The following is a 16,871-nucleotide window of genomic DNA, read 5'->3' as shown; positions in this document are numbered from 1 at the left end:
TCTGGAAGGAAGAGACAATGAATCACCACACACGCTGGCTGGAACTGAAAAAAGAAAACCCTGGCAAATACGCACGTGACATCGCGGCTATGATGCACATCAGCGAGGCAGAACTGACCTTCGCGCGCGTCGGTCATGACGCCTGGCGTTTACGTGGCGAAGTCCGCGAAATCCTCGGCGCGCTGGAAGCCGTAGGCGAAACCAAATGTATTTGCCGCAACGAATATGCGGTGCATGAGCAGGTCGGCACCTTTACCAACCAGCACCTGAGCGGGCATGCCGGGCTGGTACTCAATCCACGCGCCCTCGATCTGCGTCTGTTCCTGAATCAGTGGGCAAGCGCCTTTCATATCAGAGAAACAACCGCTCACGGCGAGCGTCAGAGCATTCAGTTTTTCGACCATCAGGGTGATGCATTGCTGAAGGTCTATGCCACACAAAATACCCTCGTTGAAGAATGGGCAGCGTTACTGAGCCGTTTCATCTTCACTGAAAACCCGTCACTGGCGCTGCAATCCGCTAAAAACCCTGCTCCTGCTACCGTCACCGTTGATGCACAGGCCGTGGATCAAGAGTGGCGAGCCATGACCGATGTCCACCAGTTCTTCGGTCTGCTGAAACGCCACGATCTCACTCGCCAACAGGCGTTTAATCTGGTAGGCGATGACCTGGCCTGTAAAGTAACCAATGGCGCACTGGCGCAGTTACTCAATACCGCGCGTCAGGATGGCAATGAAATTATGGTGTTTGTGGGTAATCGCGGCTGCGTACAAATTTTTACCGGCGTGATAGAAAAACTGGTACCGATGAAAGGCTGGCTGAATATATTCAATCCAGCATTTACATTACATCTGCTGGAAGAAAGCGTGGCTGAAACGTGGGTAACGCGCAAACCAACCGCCGATGGACACGTTACCAGTCTGGAACTGTTTGCGGCCGATGGCACACAGATTGCCCAACTGTATGGTCAACGTACGGAAGGCGAACCGGAGCAAACGCAATGGCGCGCGCAAATTGACGCACTGACGCCGAAAGGGCTGGCCGCATGAACAAACTGCTGCTCCTGATTGCGTTGCTGCCCGTTACTGCGCTGGCGGTCCCCGAGGACAGAGTCGTTACTCTGGGGGGCGACGTCACCGAAATTGTGTACGCGCTGGGGGCCCAGTCAACGCTTGTGGCGCGAGACAGTACCAGCCAGTGGCCTGAAGCCGCAAACGCCCTGGCTGACGTCGGCTATTTACGCCAGCTTAACGCCGAAGGGATCCTTGCCACCCGTCCGACGCTGGTCCTTGCCAGTGCGCAGGCGCAGCCTTCTCTGGCGCTAAAACAGGTCGAGCAGAGCAACGTCAGGGTTGTTACGATCCCGGCAAACAACGACCTTAACGCGATTGATGGAAAAATTCGCGTCATTGCCGAGGCGACTCACCGGGAGGCCGACGGCGAAACGTTGCGTGCAACCTTACGTCAGGAGCTGGCGGCGCTCCCGTCATCTGAACTTAACAAACGCGTCCTGTTTATTCTTAATCATGGTGGGATGACCGCCATGGCCGCAGGCCAGCAAACCGGAGCCGATGCCGCTATTCGCGCCGCCGGTTTGCGCAACGCGATGCAGGGGGTTAACCGTTATCAACCTCTTTCACAAGAAGGTGTGATTGCCAGCCAGCCGGACCTGGTGGTGATTTCACGGGAAGGTGTTAAGGCAATGGGTGGCGAGGCGAGCCTGTGGGCGCTGCCGGGGCTGGCGCAAACACCTGCGGGACGGAATAAACAGGTATTGCAGGTTGATGATATGGCACTGCTTGGCTTCAGTATCCGCACGCCGCAGGCCATTTTGCAACTACGCGCGAAAGCAGAGCAATTGCCCTGATGTCCCGACGAATCACTTGTTCTTTGTGGGTCATGGCGCTAATGCTGGTCGTAATGACAATTTTGGCTACCGGTTTTGGCGCGTTGCGCCTGCCGGTAAGTCTGCTCTGGCGTGATGACAATGAAACTCTGCGTCAAATCTGGCTCACTATTCGCCTGCCCCGTGTTCTGCTGGCGCTGGTGATTGGCGGTTCTCTGGCGCTATCCGGTTGTGTGATGCAGGGACTGTTTCGCAACCCACTTGCCGACCCGGGATTACTCGGAATTAGCAGCGGTGCGGCCTGCGCCGTCGCCCTGTGGGTGGTACTGCCTGTCTCTTTGCCCGCGCTACTGATGCTGTATGCGCCAATGTTGGCTGCATTTGTCGGTGCACTGGCGGCAACCGTGGTGATTTTTATCCTCAGCCAACAGCGCGACGGTTCACTCTCGCGGCTACTGCTGGTCGGTATTGCGATCAACGCGCTCTGCGGGGCGGCTGTTGGCGTTCTGTCGTGGGTCAGTAATGATGCGCAACTGCGCCAGCTGTCGCTGTGGGGGATGGGAAGTCTGGGCGCTGCGCAATGGTCCACACTACTGGCAGTTACCTCGCTGGCTATCCCGACGGTGCTGATCGTCTGGCGTCTGGCTTCGGCCCTGAACCTGCTGCAACTGGGCGAGGAAGAGGCGCATTATCTTGGCGTGAATGTGCGTACAATCCAGCGTATTTTACTGCTTTGCAGCGCCTTGCTGGTAGCCGCAGCGGTGGCAGTAAGCGGCGTAATTGGCTTTATCGGGCTGGTTATCCCGCATTTAATGCGTATGTGGCTCGGCGCAGACCATCGGGCCGTTATCCCCGGTTCCGTGCTGGCGGGCGCGTTTTTATTACTGATTGCCGACACGCTGGCCCGCACTTCAGTTGCGCCAGCGGAAATGCCGGTCGGTCTGTTAACCAGTCTGCTCGGCGCCCCGTGGTTTTTATGGCTTATTTTTCGTCAGCGAGGATCGCATGGCTGAACATTTCGTTGCTGAAGGACTTCACTATCGCGTGGCGGGCAGGTCGGTGATTGCTGATGTATCGCTTGCCCTCGCAAAAGGTGAACTGGTGGCGCTCATCGGTCCAAATGGTGCGGGGAAATCTACCCTGCTGCGCCTGTTGACCGGTTTTCTCAAACCGGTTGCCGGGCGCTGCATGCTGGCGGGCAAAGCGCTGGATGAGTGGCATATGCAGACGCTGTCGCGCCATCGGGCGGTGATGCGTCAGCAAACGCAACTGGGATTTGACTGGCCGGTAGAGGCCGTTATCGCGATGGGCCGTGCGCCCTGGACCCAGCGTTCGGAACCTCGCCTTATCGCGCAGGTGATGGAGATGACCGGATGCGCGCCGTTGGCAGGTCGGCAATACGCCACGCTTTCCGGCGGCGAGCAACAGCGCGTGCAGTTAGCCCGCGCCCTGGCGCAACTCTGGTGCGACGGAGCGCCTCGCGGCTGGTTATTTCTTGATGAACCCACCTCGGCGCTGGATCTTTACCACCAGCAACATCTGCTGCGGTTACTGAAAACGCTTGTCGCTTCAGGAGAGCTGCATGTGTGTATTGTGCTTCACGATTTGAATCTGGCAGCTTTATGGGCTGACAGAATAGTGTTACTGCATAATGGCAGGCTGGCGTCGCAAGGGACGCCGGAGACCGTGTTACGGGCCGATGATCTGATGCGCTGGTACGGTGCTGAGGTTCACGTTGGCCATCATCCGGCCAACGTGTCCCCCCAGGTGTTTCTGGCGCCTTAGCTTGAACAGCTCACTTCCAGCCGTTTGCCCCAGTCAGGCGGCCGACTGACATAGTCATCATCGCGATCGACAAACGGAGTACGCAACGCCTGGTGCAGCCGATGTAGCTCGGCGTAATCTCCCTGCTCCGCCTGACTAATCGCCCGTTGCGCCAGCCAGTTGCGTAAAACCATCGCCGGGTTTGCCGCCTTCATCTGCGTTTGTCTGACATCGTCAGCAACGCTGTCCTGTTCCAGGCGCGAGCGATACCGTGTGAACCAGTCGTCAAACGCCGCACGATCCACAAACTCATCGCGTAGCGGAGATAGCGCACTGTGTTGTTCCGTCAGACTGAGCATGCGAAACGTTCGCGTATAGTCGCTTCTTTCTCGCGCCATCAGGCTAAATAGTTCACTCAGCAGCTCGTTATCGTTTTTCTGCTCGCTAAAGAAGCCGAGCTTTTGCCGCATCCGTTGACCGTAACGCGTTAACAGTGCCAGTTGGTAATTGTCCAGCGCATCATTGAGCGCCTCGACCGGGATAAATGGCGACAGGGTTTGTGCCAGACGTTGCAGGTTCCACAGCGCGGCTGCAGGTTGATTATCGAAACTGTATCGTCCCTGATGATCGGAGTGGTTACAGATAAAATCCGGCACGTAGTCATCAAGAAAACCATACGGACCGTAATCCATCGTCAGCCCCAGAATAGACATGTTGTCCGTATTCATAACGCCATGCGCAAACCCTACCGCCTGCCAGTCGGCGATTAAGCTTGCGGTACGCGTGACAATATCGCTAAACCACAGCTGATATTTATCGGCTTCTTCCTGCCAATGCGGCCAGTAATGACGAATCGCGAAGTCTGCAAGTTGACGGACTTTCTCCGGCTCGCGACGATAGTAAAAGTGTTCAAAATGGCCAAAGCGCATATGGCTTTGCGCCACGCGAATGAGCATCGCCCCATGCTCTACCGTTTCGCGATATACCGGCGTGTCGCTGGTGACAATCGACAATGCCCGCGTGGTGGGTATTCCCAGATAGTGCATCGCCTCGCTGGCCAGGCTTTCGCGAATGGTTGAACGCAGCACGGCGCGCCCATCCCCCATGCGGGAATAAGGCGTCAGTCCGGCACCCTTCAGGTGCCAGTCAAGCGTCGAGCCATCAGCAAGCTGTTGTTCGCCCAGCAGGATCCCACGTCCGTCACCAAGCTGCCCGGCCCAAACGCCGAACTGATGTCCGCTATAAACTTGCGCTAAAGGCGACATCCCGGGAAGCAAGGATTCACCTCCCCAAACGCCTGAACCCTCTGGAATAGTAAACAGCGCCGCAGGAATAGCCAATTGCTCAGCCAGAGCATCGTTATGCCAGATAAGATGCGCGTTTTTCAGGGGCGTAGGCGAGAGCGCTGTATAGGTTGCTGGTAATTCATCACGCCAGCGGGTGGTAAAAGACAGGGTCATAGGGCCTCCTGTCTCTAGTGTAGACTGTTAATAGCCTGTTAAACACCAGCAAATAAAAGGGTTATATCCTCGATAACGAAATTATCTGCGCGGGCGGTACCGCAGGCCAGAGTCCTCCCTGCATGGCGCTGAAACCGAGGGGAAGTACTCGTGCCAACATTTCTTGCGTATCAATACCGCTAATGATGATTGACTCACAGCAGGGTGATATTTGCGCCTGGATAGCGCGCATAAATGGTTCAAATGAAATATGTGCAATCCTTTGTTGAACAAAGTTTTTATCCAACACCACACGTTTGAACAGGCCATCAAAAATTGCCCGCGTTGATATGCCGCCAGCGCCATAATTTTGCAGAATTAATGGAAATCTTGCCGCAAGTGCAGCCAGCGTTGGATTGTCTTTACCCTTGTTTAACTCTGGATAGCTTTCATTAATAGCCAGTTCCAGAAATGAAAATCGTTCAATTTGTGAAGCATATTCAGCGTCTGATAATAAAGTATGAGCAATTGCCGGGGTTAAATTAATCCAGACTGAGACTTTTCGCTGAATAAAAAAATGTTGGCACGTTTCGATTAATTCTAGTTTCTCTGCAAATAAACGACATTGTTCATCGTCCGACATCCGAGGTAAGACCAGCTCGGTTGGTATACGCACATCCCCCTGTAGGCTGGCAAAACTGGTGATGATATCCACGAATTCAAGATCGCCTTTTTCACTTCTCGCAGGAAGAAAAGACAACTCCGATTGATAAAGATTATCCAGTGAAACAATCATCGTACCAGCCCCTCTGCATAGGTGTTATCCGGCATCCTGTAGCAAAGGATGGAGAAATACGTTACTGCTGATGCAAGTAGAGGCTCTTTCATTTGTCCCTTTATAGCCAGTAAATCGAATCCTTTTTTTTAGCTTATCGTGATTATAAGCGAATATCCAGCTTTGCACTTTTTAATATCCCGGCATAAATCATATTTTTAGCAAGATACACTCTTAACACACAGGGTTATTGATCGGCTGGAAGCAGTAATAACAGTTAGCATTCAAATGAAAATGTCGAGGCTGCACAGTCGTTAGCAGCCTCGTCAGTTGTGAGGATTAAATACGTCGAGCCTGCCAGAAGTTTTTACGCCAGTAGACATTATCCAGTGACGAGCGCATCACTCCGCGGCTGGTTGAGGCATGAATAAATTGATTATTGGTGTCGTAAATGCCGACATGCAGACCACTTTCTCCGGATCCGGTTTTAAAGAAAACCAGATCGCCTGGCAGCAAATCATCTTTATCGATTTCGGTACCAATCTTTGATTGCATGCGCGTGTCGCGCGGGAGCTGTAGATCGAATTTATCCCGCATCGTCATCAAAACAAACCCTGAGCAATCCACCCCGCTACGGCTCATACCACCATAACGATAAGGTGTACCATGCCAGGTTTGTAGCTGGTCATTAAGACCGGCGATAACGGCGATAGAATCCGACAAATGGGCATTTGGCGCAGGAGCACGATGGCTGCTGCAGCCCGCCAAAAACAATGCTGTGATGAAAAGGAGCCAAAAGCGCATTCAGGACGAATCCTCTGGATTTTATTTTTATGCCAATTTAGCGTGGAAATTACAGGATTTTCAAGAACCCATTTAACTTAAGTGGTTGATATGAGCATTCTGTGGCCTTCGATATCCAAACGACGGAAGTTCACGCCGTAAGCCGCAGACAGATTAGCTGGTGTCAGGACCGTATCACGTGAGCCACTGGCAAGCAGCTTCCCACGTTTGAGCAACCAGGCCTTATGCGCATGGCGCAAGGTATGATTGAGGTCATGGCTGCTCATCACAATCGCTATTCCCTGCAAACACAGCTGGCCCAACAACCTGTCCAGGGCGTTTTGTTGCGCGACGTCCAGGCTGTTCATCGGCTCATCCAACAGTAAAAGCTGACCGAATGGATTAGCTTGCGGGCAAATTTGCAAAATAACGGCCGCCAGGCGCACACGCTGCCACTCACCGCCGGAGAGTTGATTGACGCCACGCCCCAGCTTATCCCCCAGACCAAGCGCATCGGCGAGCTCCTGTAACAGATCGGCACGCGCTTTGTCGGGTTGATGCAGCGTCAGAAAATGCCAGACCGGCATGGCAAAAGGCGGGTTTTGCTGTTGCGCAAGATAAGCACGATATTGCGCCAGCTTTGCTGCCGGCCACTCTTCAAGCGGCATGTCGCCGAAGGTGATGCTGCCCTCCCCGGTCGTCAAACCCGCCATACGCGCCAACAGCGTACTTTTCCCCGCACCGTTAGGACCCACCAAATGCAGGATTTCCCCTGCTTTTATTTCACCAGAAAGCGGGCCGAGCCGGGTCGATTCCGCTACATCCTGTAGCTGCATCAATCGAGACATTAGTTTGCCAGCGCCTTCTTGATGCTTTGCACCAGCATCGGATCCTCAGGCGTCATATCCGGAGAGAATCGTTGCAGTACTTGCCCATCCCGTCCCACTAAAAACTTCTCAAAGTTCCACAGGATATCGTCCGGGTAGAGCGGCGCCCGGCCTTTACTGGCCATACGTTCATAGAATCCACTGTCTGCTGGCGCCACAGCCGTTGGCGCGGCATCAATCAGCTTCTGATACAGCGGATGACGCCCCTCGCCGTTGACGTCAATCTTGCTGAACATCGGGAAAGTAACACCCCAGGTCATACTGCAGTACGTTTTGATTTCGTCTTCGCTGCCCGGTTCCTGGCCCAGAAACTGATTGCAGGGAAAACCAAGCACATTGAAGCCCTGTTGATGCCAGGCTTTCTGCAGGTTCTCCAGTTGTTCGTATTGCGGCGTCAGTCCACATTTTGAAGCAACGTTGACGATTAACAGTACATTGCCAGAATACGGTTGCAGCGTAGTCGCCTCGCCGTCAATGGTCGTCACTTCGGTATTGAGGATAGTGTCTTGCATAGCATCTCCAGAACAACAGGTTGATTTTCAGTTTTTTAATCATAGACCGAACCAACGCTTTCTAGCGCGCGGCTTTCAACAATAGCCAGATAAATACCGGTGCTCCCATGGTAGCCGTCACCACGCCGATGGGCAGTTCAGCCGAAGCCAACACCAAACGCGCGACAACATCAGCAAACAATAATGCGATTGCGCCAGCCAACGCGCAGCCAGGCAGGAGAACACGGTGATCGGTTAAACCACACAACCGCAAAATGTGGGGGATAACCAATCCAATAAAACCAATCGCACCCGCCAGAGCCACGCTTACGCCGACCATCCATCCTGTGGCGACCACCAGCAGATTGCGCCAGAACCATAATGGTAACCCCAGTTGGCGCGCAGAAGTTTCCCCCAGCGCCAGCATATTCATCGGCTGAGACTGACAGCAGATCCATATCAGTACGGGGATCAACGCCACCATCAGCCAGGCCTGATGCCAGTCGACGCCGCCAAAGCCCCCCATCATCCAGTACATCAACTGTCGTAAGTCAAAAGAGGTGGAAAAATAGATGGCCCACGTCATCAATGCGCTACAGATAATGCCCAGCGCCACTCCCGCCAGCAGCAAGCGACTGGTAGACAAATGACGACGGGCAAAGCGTAACAGAATGAGAGTAATAATCAGCGCCCCGGCGATGGCACATAAGCCCAACGCCCAGCCGGGAAGCTGCCCCTGCCCGAGCAGCACAGCAGCAATGAGTCCTACACCTGCGCCGTTAGACACGCCCAGTAGACCCGGTTCCGCGAGTGGATTTTCAAAGAGGGCCTGCATTACCGCACCGGATAAAGCCAACGCAGCGCCTACCAGCAAAACGGCGAGGGTACGAGGAAAGCGGATTTGCCAGACGAACAGATCGCCGCGGGCGCTGAACCAGTCGCCGGGAGCGATCCACTGTTCTCCTGCGCACAGGCTTAAAATCGTTGCCAGTAACATCAGCACTGACAGTGACAGTATCCAGCGCACGTTTCGTCGCTGCTGTTGATGGGCGAAAGTCAGCATGTTTTCCATTCTGCTGAAAAGAGATGGGGGTGATTCTACGGTGCTGTTTCGGTAGTGAAAAGGAAAAAGGCCGCAGAGCGGCCTTTTTAGTTATATACGTCATACTTCAAGTTGCATGTGCGTTGGCTTTACTCGCTCGCCCCAGTCACTTACTTATGTAAGCTCCCGGGGACTCTCTGCGTTACCGCCTTCCCGCAACTCGAATTATTTAGGGTATATATACGTCATGCTTTACGCTGCCGCTTTGATGGCAACGCAAGTGGTTTAACGAATCGTTAAATCACTCTTCTTTGGGCGTTGCGTTTTCAACCCGACTTTTTAACTTCTGTCCGGGTCTGAAGGTCACCACGCGCCGTGCTGTAATGGGAATATCTTCGCCCGTTTTCGGGTTACGTCCCGGACGTTGATTCTTATCACGCAGATCGAAGTTACCAAAACCAGAGAGTTTTACCTGCTCACCATTTTCCAGAGCACGACGAATCTCTTCGAAAAACAGCTCGACCAGTTCTTTGGCATCCCGCTTGCTAAGCCCAAGCTTATCAAACAGATATTCTGACATTTCAGCTTTTGTAAGCGCCATAGGTTCAATCCCTCAATGATGCCTGGAATCGCTCTTTTAATGCCTCTACACATTTGGCGACGGTAGCGGCAATCTCCTCTTCTTCAAGTGTACGGCTGGTATCCTGAAGGATCAGGCTGATAGCGAGGCTCTTATAACCCTCCGCAACACCCTTACCGCGGTACACGTCAAATAAGTTTACGCCAACTACCTGATTTACGCCAACTTTCTTACACTCGGATAAAATATCCGCAGCGGGAACGTTTTCTGCCACAACGACTGCGATGTCGCGACGGTTCGCTGGGAAGCGAGAAACTTCACGCGCCTGAGGCACCACGCGGTCTGCGAGCTTGTTCCACTCCAGTTCAAACACCAGAGTGCGACCGTTCAGATCCAGTTTACGTTCCAGCTCAGGATGAACAACCCCAATGAAACCAATACGTTCACCTTTCAGATAAATCGCCGCAGACTGACCCGGATGCAGTGCTGGATTCGCTTCAGCTTTGAACTGAATGTCCGCCAGTTTGCCGGTCAAGTCGAGAACCGCTTCCAGATCGCCTTTCAAATCATAGAAATCAACGGTCTCTTTTGCCAGATTCCAGTGTTCATCATGACGATTACCGCAGATCACGCCTGCCAGCATCAGATCCTGACGGATCCCGAGGTTGGCCTGCGTATCCGGTACGAAACGTAAACCCGTTTCAAAAATACGCACACGGTTCTGCTGACGGTTCTGGTTATACACCACCGTTGACAGCAAACCGGTCCACAGCGACAAGCGCATTGCCGACATATCAACAGAAATTGGGCTTGGCAGCAGCAGCGATTCTTCACCCGGATGCAGCAATGCCTGAATTTTCGGGTCGACAAAGCTGTAGGTGATAACTTCCTGGTAGCCTTTGTCATTCAGCATGGTTTTTACACGTTTCAGCGATAAATCCGCTTCACGATGCGTACCCATGATCAGACCTGCCTGAATTGGCGTATTCGGGATATTGTCATAACCGTAAACGCGGGCAACTTCTTCGACCAGGTCTTCTTCGATTTCCATATCGAAACGCCAGCTCGGCGCTACCGCTTTCCACTCATCCTGACCTTCCGTGACGTCACAACCCAGACGACGCAGAATATCACTCACCTGGTCATCAGCAATATGGTGTCCGATCAGACGATCCAGTTTGCTGCGGCGCAGCGTAATGGTCGCGCGTTTTGGCAGCGTCGCTTCGTTGGTTACATCAATAATTGGACCGGCTTCACCGCCGCAGATATCAATCAGCAAACGGGTAGCACGCTCCATCGCTTTGTACTGCAGCGCAGGATCGACACCACGCTCATAGCGGTGAGAAGCATCGGTGTGCAGGCCATGACGACGTGCGCGACCGGTAATAGACAGCGGACTGAAGAACGCGCATTCCAGCAGGACGTTTTGCGTTTCATCATTCACGCCGGAATGTTCGCCACCAAAGATGCCGCCCATGGCCAGCGCTTTGTTATGGTCGGCAATCACCAGCGTATCCGCATGCAGTTTAGCTTCGCTGCCGTCCAGCAGAACCAGGGTTTCCCCCTCTTTTGCCATCCGGACAACAATCCCGCCTTCAATGCGGTCTTTGTCGAACGCGTGCATCGGCTGACCCAGTTCGAGCAGCACATAGTTCGTTACGTCAACCACGGCATCGATAGAGCGGATGCCGCAGCGACGCAGTTTTTCTTTCATCCACAGCGGGGTTGGCGCTTTAACGTTGATGCCTTTCACCACGCGCCCCAGATAGCGTGGGCAGGCTTCCACCGCGTCGACCTGAATCGGCAGGACATCGCTAATGGTTGCGGCTACTGGCGCCATTTCCGGTTCAACCAGCGGAGCCTGGTTCAGTACGGCAACATCACGTGCCACGCCGATGATACCCAGGCAGTCGGCGCGGTTCGGCGTAACGCTGATTTCGATAGTGTTGTCGTCAAGCTTCAGGTATTCGCGGATATCGGTGCCAATTGGCGCATCGGCGGGCAGTTCGATAATGCCGCTATGGTCGTCGGAAATACCCAGCTCGGAGAACGAGCACAGCATGCCTTCAGACGGTTCACCGCGCAGTTTCGCTGCTTTAATTTTAAAGTCGCCTGGCAGTACGGCGCCCACGGTTGCCACCGCCACTTTCAGGCCCTGACGGCAGTTCGGCGCGCCACAGACGATATCCAACAGGCGGTCACCGCCTACATTCACTTTGGTGACGCGCAGTTTGTCAGCGTTCGGGTGCTGAGCGCACTCAACCACTTCACCCACCACAACGCCGTTGAACGCGCCCGAAACAGGTTCCACACCGTCAACTTCCAGACCCGCCATCGTGATTTGGTTTGACAGCGCATCGCTATCAATCGCCGGGTTTACCCATTCGCGTAACCACAGTTCACTGAATTTCATTGTTTTATCCTGCCTTTATTTAAACTGTTTGAGGAAACGCAGATCGTTTTCGAAGAAAGAACGCAGATCGGTCACGCCATAACGCAGCATGGTCAGACGTTCCATACCCATACCGAATGCAAAGCCGGAGTAGATTTCCGGATCGATACCCACGTTGCGCAGCACGTTCGGGTGAACCATCCCGCAGCCCAGCACTTCCAGCCATTTGCCGTTTTTGCCCATCACATCAACTTCCGCAGAAGGTTCGGTGAATGGGAAGTAAGAAGGACGGAAGCGAACCTGCAGGTCTTCTTCAAAGAAGTTGCGCAGGAAATCGTGCAGCGTACCTTTCAGGTTGGTGAAGTTGATGTTGGTATCAACAATCAGCCCTTCCATCTGATGGAACATTGGGGTGTGCGTCTGATCGTAATCGTTACGGTATACGCGCCCAGGGGCGATGATACGGATCGGCGGCTGTTTTTCTTTCATGGTGCGGATCTGCACGCCGGAAGTCTGCGTACGCAGCAGACGGGTCGCGTCAAACCAGAAAGTGTCGTGATCAGCACGCGCCGGGTGATGGCCAGGAATATTCAGTGCGTCGAAGTTATGATAGTCATCTTCGATTTCCGGACCGGTCGCCACGGTAAAGCCCAGCTCACCGAAGAAGCTTTCAATACGATCGATAGTACGTGTTACCGGATGCAGACCGCCATTTTCGATACGACGTCCCGGCAGAGAGATATCGATCGTTTCTTCAGCCAGACGGGCATTCAGCGCAGCACTTTCTAATTCGGCTTTACGTGCGTTCAGCGCTTGCTGTACCTGCTCTTTGGCTTCGTTTATCACCGCACCTGCTGCCGGACGCTCTTCTGGCGGCAGCTCGCGCAGGGTTGTCATTTGAAGGGTCAAGTGCCCTTTCTTGCCCAAATATTCGACGCGGACATTGTCTAACGCGGCAACATCTGAAGCCTGGTTAATGGCGGCCGTTGCACTGGCAACCAGCTCTGCGAGATGTGACATGGTTTTCCTCGTTATGTGGCGATATTCACTAGTCGCTCGTCTATACGCAAAATCATTCARGWTGYATCAAGGCGGCAARRGAGCRAATCCTCAGGAGCGTACATCAGTACGTGACTGRGGTGARCGAMTGCAGCCAACRCAGAGRCARCTTGAAKGATGACGYGTATAAAAAAAGCCTCCACCAGGGAGGCTTTTAGGCGCTGTTTTCCGTTTCTTCTTTCACGCGCAAGCCTCCTGGATTCAGGTGCTAAAGTAAAAGAAGAAGCGGAAAATAGCAGCATTCATGCTTGCATTACCTTATGTGGTAAAAACCGGACAACCTTTATTGAAAAGGCTTACGGGTAAAATGTCAACTAATTGATTGCGCTACAATAAAAGAGAGGGAGCCAGGCTCCCTCTTTTCACCGGCTTATGCCAGAGCTGCTTTCGCTTTTTCGACCAGAGCGGTGAACGCTACTTTGTCGAATACTGCGATGTCAGCCAGGATCTTACGGTCGATTTCAACAGAGGCTTTTTTCAGGCCGTTGATGAATTTGCTGTAAGAAATACCGTTCTGACGTGCTGCTGCGTTGATACGCGCAATCCACAGTTGACGGAACTGACGCTTTTTCTGACGACGGTCACGATAAGCGTACTGACCAGCTTTGATAACAGCCTGGAAGGCAACGCGGTATACGCGAGAACGCGCACCGTAGTAGCCTTTAGCTTGTTTCAAAATTTTCTTGTGACGTGCACGGGCAACTACACCACGTTTTACGCGAGCCATATGTGCTCTCCTGTATCTATATTCTTAGTAAAAAATTAATTAAACGTTAACGGCTTATGCGTACGGCAGGCACGCGATAACCAGACCCAGATCGCCTTTAGAAACCAGGCCTTTTGGACGCAGGTGACGTTTACGCTTAGTAGATTTTTTGGTCAGAATATGACGCAGGTTTGCGTGCTTACGCTTAAATCCACCACCACCGGTTTTTTTGAAGCGCTTAGCAGCACCGCGTACGGTCTTAATTTTTGGCATTTTAATAACTTCCACTTCGCATTGTTAATAAACGAAACGTAGGCGAACAACGGCTGTGGAACCCGCAGGCTCCACAGACATTGCTACTTGAAGGCCTTACTGTTTCTTCTTAGGAGCGAGCACCATGATCATCTGACGGCCTTCGATCTTCGTAGGGAAGGATTCGACTACTGCCAGTTCACTCAGATCGTCACGGACGCGGTTGAGCACTTCCATACCGATCTGTTGGTGGGCCATCTCACGGCCGCGAAAACGCAGCGTGATCTTAGCCTTATCGCCATCTTCCAGAAAGCGTACCAGGCTGCGGAGTTTTACCTGGTAATCGCCATCGTCGGTGCCAGGACGGAATTTAATTTCCTTAACCTGGATAACTTTTTGCTTTTTCTTCTGTTCCTTAGAAGACTTACTCTTTTCATAAAGGAACTTGCCGTAGTCCATAATACGACAAACTGGCGGTTCGGCGTTAGGGCTGATTTCAACTAAATCTACTCCAGCTTCTTCAGCTTTTTCGATTGCTTCTCTCAGACTCACAATACCCAAAGCTTCGCCTTCCAGACCTGTTAAGCGAACTTCCAGGGCGCGAATCTCGCCATTAATACGATTCGGACGTGCCGTTTGAACTCGTTTTCCGCCTTTAATACCTTATTCCTCCAGTTGTTGAAGACTGCGGCTGCGAATCTCTTGTTGCAGCTTCTCAATCACTTCATTTACGTCCAGGCTGCCCAAGTCTTTGCCACGACGGGTGCGCACGGCAACTTTGCCTGCTTCAACCTCTTTGTCGCCACAGACCAACATGTAAGGGACACGACGTAAAGTGTGCTCGCGGATTTTAAAGCCAATCTTCTCATTTCTCAAGTCTGCTTTTACACGAATGCCCGCATTTTGTAGTTTCTGCGTTAATTCGTTAACGTATTCAGACTGAGAATCGGTAATGTTCATGACCACAACCTGAACCGGCGCAAGCCAGGTCGGGAAGAAGCCAGCAAACTCTTCGGTCAGAATACCGATGAAACGTTCCATTGACCCAAGAATTGCGCGGTGAATCATAACCGGCACCTGACGCTCGTTGTTTTCGCCAACATAAGAGGCGCTTAAACGGGACGGCAGGGAGAAGTCCAGCTGTACAGTACCGCACTGCCATGCACGATCGAGGCAGTCATACAGGGTAAATTCAATTTTCGGACCGTAGAATGCGCCCTCACCCAGTTGGAACTCAAACGGGATGTTGTTTTCTTCCAACGCAACGGCCAGGTCAGCTTCAGCACGGTCCCACATTTCATCGCTACCGATACGTTTTTCGGGGCGAGTGGACAGTTTGACGACGATCTTCTCGAAGCCAAAGGTGCTGTACATATCGTAGACCATACGAATACAAGCGTTAACTTCATCACGGATCTGTTCTTCAGTACAGAAGATATGCGCATCATCCTGAGTGAAGCCACGAACGCGCATCAGACCGTGCAGCGCGCCTGACGGCTCGTTACGGTGGCAGCTACCAAACTCAGCCATACGCAGCGGCAGATCGCGATAAGATTTCAGACCCTGATTAAAGATCTGTACGTGGCCCGGGCAGTTCATGGGCTTAATGCAGTATTCACGGTTCTCTGAAGACGTCGTGAACATCGCATCTTTGTAGTTATCCCAGTGACCTGTTTTTTCCCACAGCACGCGGTCCATCATGAACGGACCTTTAACTTCCTGATACTGATATTCTTTCAGTTTCGAACGAACGAAGACTTCCAGTTCACGGAAGATAGTCCAGCCATCATTGTGCCAGAACACCATACCCGGCGCTTCTTCCTGCATATGGTACAGGTCAAGCTGTTTACCGATTTTACGGTGATCGCGTTTGGCGGCTTCTTCCAGACGTTGCAGGTAGGCGTTGAGGGCTTTTTTATCTGCCCATGCAGTACCATAAATACGCTGCAGCATCTTATTATTGCTGTCGCCACGCCAGTATGCCCCTGCGGTCTTCATCAGTTTGAAGTGATGGCAGAAACGCATGTTCGGCACGTGCGGGCCACGGCACATATCGACATATTCTTCATGATGGTACAAGCCAGGCTTGTCATCATGGGCAATGTTTTCATCAAGAATAGAGACTTTATAGGTCTCGCCACGCTTCACGAAGGTTTCACGCGCTTCGTACCAGCTGACTTTCTTCTTAATGACATCGTAGTTTTTCTCAGCGAGCTCGTGCATCCGCTTCTCGAGCGCGTCGACGTCTTCCTGGGTTAACGTACGGTCAAGATCGATATCGTAGTAAAAACCGTTGTCAACAACCGGTCCGATCGCCATTTTGGTGTGCGGCCAGAGTTGTTTGATCGCGTGCCCTAACAGGTGCGCACAGGAGTGACGAATGATCTCCAGACCTTCTTCATCCTTCGCGGTGATGATGGAGAGCTTCGCATCATGTTCAATCAGATCGGAAGCATCTACCAGCTCACCGTTAACACGGCCAGCAATCGTGGCTTTCGCCAGACCTGGACCGATGTCCAGCGCAACATCCATGGGGCTTACAGCGTGGTCGTAATGGCGTTGGCTGCCATCAGGAAGAGTAATAACAGGCATGTTATATCCTTATTTGCAGTGGTGCCCCACACGTAAGAGCACATACAAAGATTCAATATTTAAAATTATCAAAAAGGTGTGGGCTGATTCCCGCTTCACTCTGCGAAATATGTCACGGGTCGCCTTGGTGGCGACGCTGGACCTACGCCCTTTTTTTGATAACACCGTTGACAGTGTACACGGTGTTACGAGCCGATCAAAGCAGCAATCAACGCGCACTGTATGATGTAAATCAATTCACTGACACCCTGACGTCTTTGTTA

18 protein-coding genes and 1 other annotated feature are annotated in these 16,871 nt (G+C 52.6%); of the genes, 4 read left to right on the top strand and 14 right to left on the bottom strand.

The features are described from left to right. Positions 1–17 precede the first annotated feature (17 nt). From JSN25_RS14845 to JSN25_RS14830, 4 genes are read left to right on the top strand one after another with little or no spacing between them, the layout of a single operon-like run. Positions 18–1,049 (top strand): hemin-degrading factor, encoded by a 1,032-nt coding sequence (locus JSN25_RS14845; RefSeq protein WP_160956358.1) that lies wholly within the window; start codon positions 18–20, stop codon positions 1,047–1,049. Continuing rightward, positions 1,046–1,867 carry a heme/hemin ABC transporter substrate-binding protein gene (locus JSN25_RS14840; protein WP_204525066.1) on the top strand — a complete coding sequence of 274 codons (822 nt, stop codon included), beginning with the start codon at positions 1,046–1,048 and terminating at the stop codon, positions 1,865–1,867. The genes JSN25_RS14845 and JSN25_RS14840 overlap by 4 nt, the downstream gene beginning before the upstream one ends. Beyond that, positions 1,867–2,859 (top strand): FecCD family ABC transporter permease, encoded by a 993-nt coding sequence (locus JSN25_RS14835; protein WP_085049456.1) that lies wholly within the window; start codon positions 1,867–1,869, stop codon positions 2,857–2,859. Before JSN25_RS14840 ends, JSN25_RS14835 begins: the two co-directional genes overlap by 1 nt. Then, the gene (locus tag JSN25_RS14830; RefSeq protein WP_204525065.1) at positions 2,852–3,631 is read left to right on the top strand and encodes a heme ABC transporter ATP-binding protein; all 780 of its coding nucleotides are present in this window, start codon (positions 2,852–2,854) and stop codon (positions 3,629–3,631) included. The genes JSN25_RS14835 and JSN25_RS14830 overlap by 8 nt, the downstream gene beginning before the upstream one ends. Here the strand turns inward: JSN25_RS14830 and selO are convergent. From selO to thrS, 14 genes are all read right to left on the bottom strand, one after another. Then, positions 3,628–5,070 carry a protein adenylyltransferase SelO gene (selO, locus tag JSN25_RS14825; protein ID WP_038640194.1) on the bottom strand — a complete coding sequence of 481 codons (1,443 nt, stop codon included), beginning with the start codon at positions 5,068–5,070 and terminating at the stop codon, positions 3,628–3,630. The two genes, JSN25_RS14830 and selO, sit on opposite strands and share 4 nt — an antisense overlap. A 61-nt stretch (positions 5,071–5,131) precedes the next feature. Then, complete coding sequence (locus JSN25_RS14820) at positions 5,132–5,845, bottom strand: EAL domain-containing protein (protein WP_038640192.1); 714 nt, start codon at positions 5,843–5,845, stop codon at positions 5,132–5,134. Between the two features lie 318 nt (positions 5,846–6,163). Further along, positions 6,164–6,628, bottom strand: a complete 465-nt coding sequence (locus JSN25_RS14815) for an NlpC/P60 family protein (RefSeq protein WP_038640189.1) — start codon at positions 6,626–6,628, stop codon at positions 6,164–6,166. 77 nt (positions 6,629–6,705) lie between these two features. After that, positions 6,706–7,455, bottom strand: coding sequence for a vitamin B12 ABC transporter ATP-binding protein BtuD (gene btuD, locus JSN25_RS14810; RefSeq protein WP_204525064.1), 750 nt, complete (start codon positions 7,453–7,455; stop codon positions 6,706–6,708). Further along, entirely contained in the window at positions 7,455–8,006 is a 552-nt protein-coding gene (locus tag JSN25_RS14805) for a glutathione peroxidase (RefSeq protein ID WP_038640185.1), read from the bottom strand. The genes btuD and JSN25_RS14805 overlap by 1 nt, the downstream gene beginning before the upstream one ends. Positions 8,007–8,067: 61 nt before the next feature. Beyond that, positions 8,068–9,048, bottom strand: coding sequence for a vitamin B12 ABC transporter permease BtuC (gene btuC / locus JSN25_RS14800; protein WP_042308812.1), 981 nt, complete (start codon positions 9,046–9,048; stop codon positions 8,068–8,070). Positions 9,049–9,328: 280 nt separating this feature from the next. Then, positions 9,329–9,628: an integration host factor subunit alpha gene (ihfA, locus tag JSN25_RS14795; protein WP_003030571.1), complete on the bottom strand. Its 300-nt coding sequence runs from the start codon at positions 9,626–9,628 to the stop codon at positions 9,329–9,331. Between the two features lie 4 nt (positions 9,629–9,632). Beyond that, positions 9,633–12,020 carry a phenylalanine--tRNA ligase subunit beta gene (gene pheT / locus JSN25_RS14790; RefSeq protein ID WP_087856701.1) on the bottom strand — a complete coding sequence of 796 codons (2,388 nt, stop codon included), beginning with the start codon at positions 12,018–12,020 and terminating at the stop codon, positions 9,633–9,635. A gap of 15 nt (positions 12,021–12,035) precedes the next feature. After that, positions 12,036–13,019 carry a phenylalanine--tRNA ligase subunit alpha gene (gene pheS / locus JSN25_RS14785; protein WP_003832580.1) on the bottom strand — a complete coding sequence of 328 codons (984 nt, stop codon included), beginning with the start codon at positions 13,017–13,019 and terminating at the stop codon, positions 12,036–12,038. A 165-nt stretch (positions 13,020–13,184) separates the two neighbouring features. After that, positions 13,185–13,309, bottom strand: a sequence feature (Phe leader region). Beyond that, entirely contained in the window at positions 13,260–13,304 is a 45-nt protein-coding gene (gene pheM / locus JSN25_RS14780; RefSeq protein ID WP_001386830.1) for a pheST operon leader peptide PheM, read from the bottom strand. Its footprint overlaps the feature before it by 45 nt. Before the next feature lie 119 nt (positions 13,310–13,428). Beyond that, positions 13,429–13,785 (bottom strand): 50S ribosomal protein L20, encoded by a 357-nt coding sequence (gene rplT / locus JSN25_RS14775; RefSeq protein ID WP_003030578.1) that lies wholly within the window; start codon positions 13,783–13,785, stop codon positions 13,429–13,431. Positions 13,786–13,839: 54 nt separating this feature from the next. Then, positions 13,840–14,037: a 50S ribosomal protein L35 gene (rpmI, locus tag JSN25_RS14770; protein ID WP_003030583.1), complete on the bottom strand. Its 198-nt coding sequence runs from the start codon at positions 14,035–14,037 to the stop codon at positions 13,840–13,842. Positions 14,038–14,133: 96 nt separating this feature from the next. Further along, positions 14,134–14,676 (bottom strand): translation initiation factor IF-3, encoded by a 543-nt coding sequence (infC, locus tag JSN25_RS14765; RefSeq protein WP_048997935.1) that lies wholly within the window; start codon positions 14,674–14,676, stop codon positions 14,134–14,136. 3 nt (positions 14,677–14,679) lie between these two features. Continuing rightward, positions 14,680–16,608, bottom strand: coding sequence for a threonine--tRNA ligase (thrS, locus tag JSN25_RS14760; RefSeq protein WP_032939806.1), 1,929 nt, complete (start codon positions 16,606–16,608; stop codon positions 14,680–14,682). Positions 16,609–16,871 lie beyond the last annotated feature (263 nt).

The organism is Citrobacter cronae (genome assembly GCF_016893685.1).
Taxonomy (GTDB): Bacteria; Pseudomonadota; Gammaproteobacteria; order Enterobacterales; family Enterobacteriaceae; genus Citrobacter; species Citrobacter werkmanii.
Note: the sequence above shows the minus strand (reverse complement) of the source record. Positions and strands in the feature narration are given on the sequence as shown.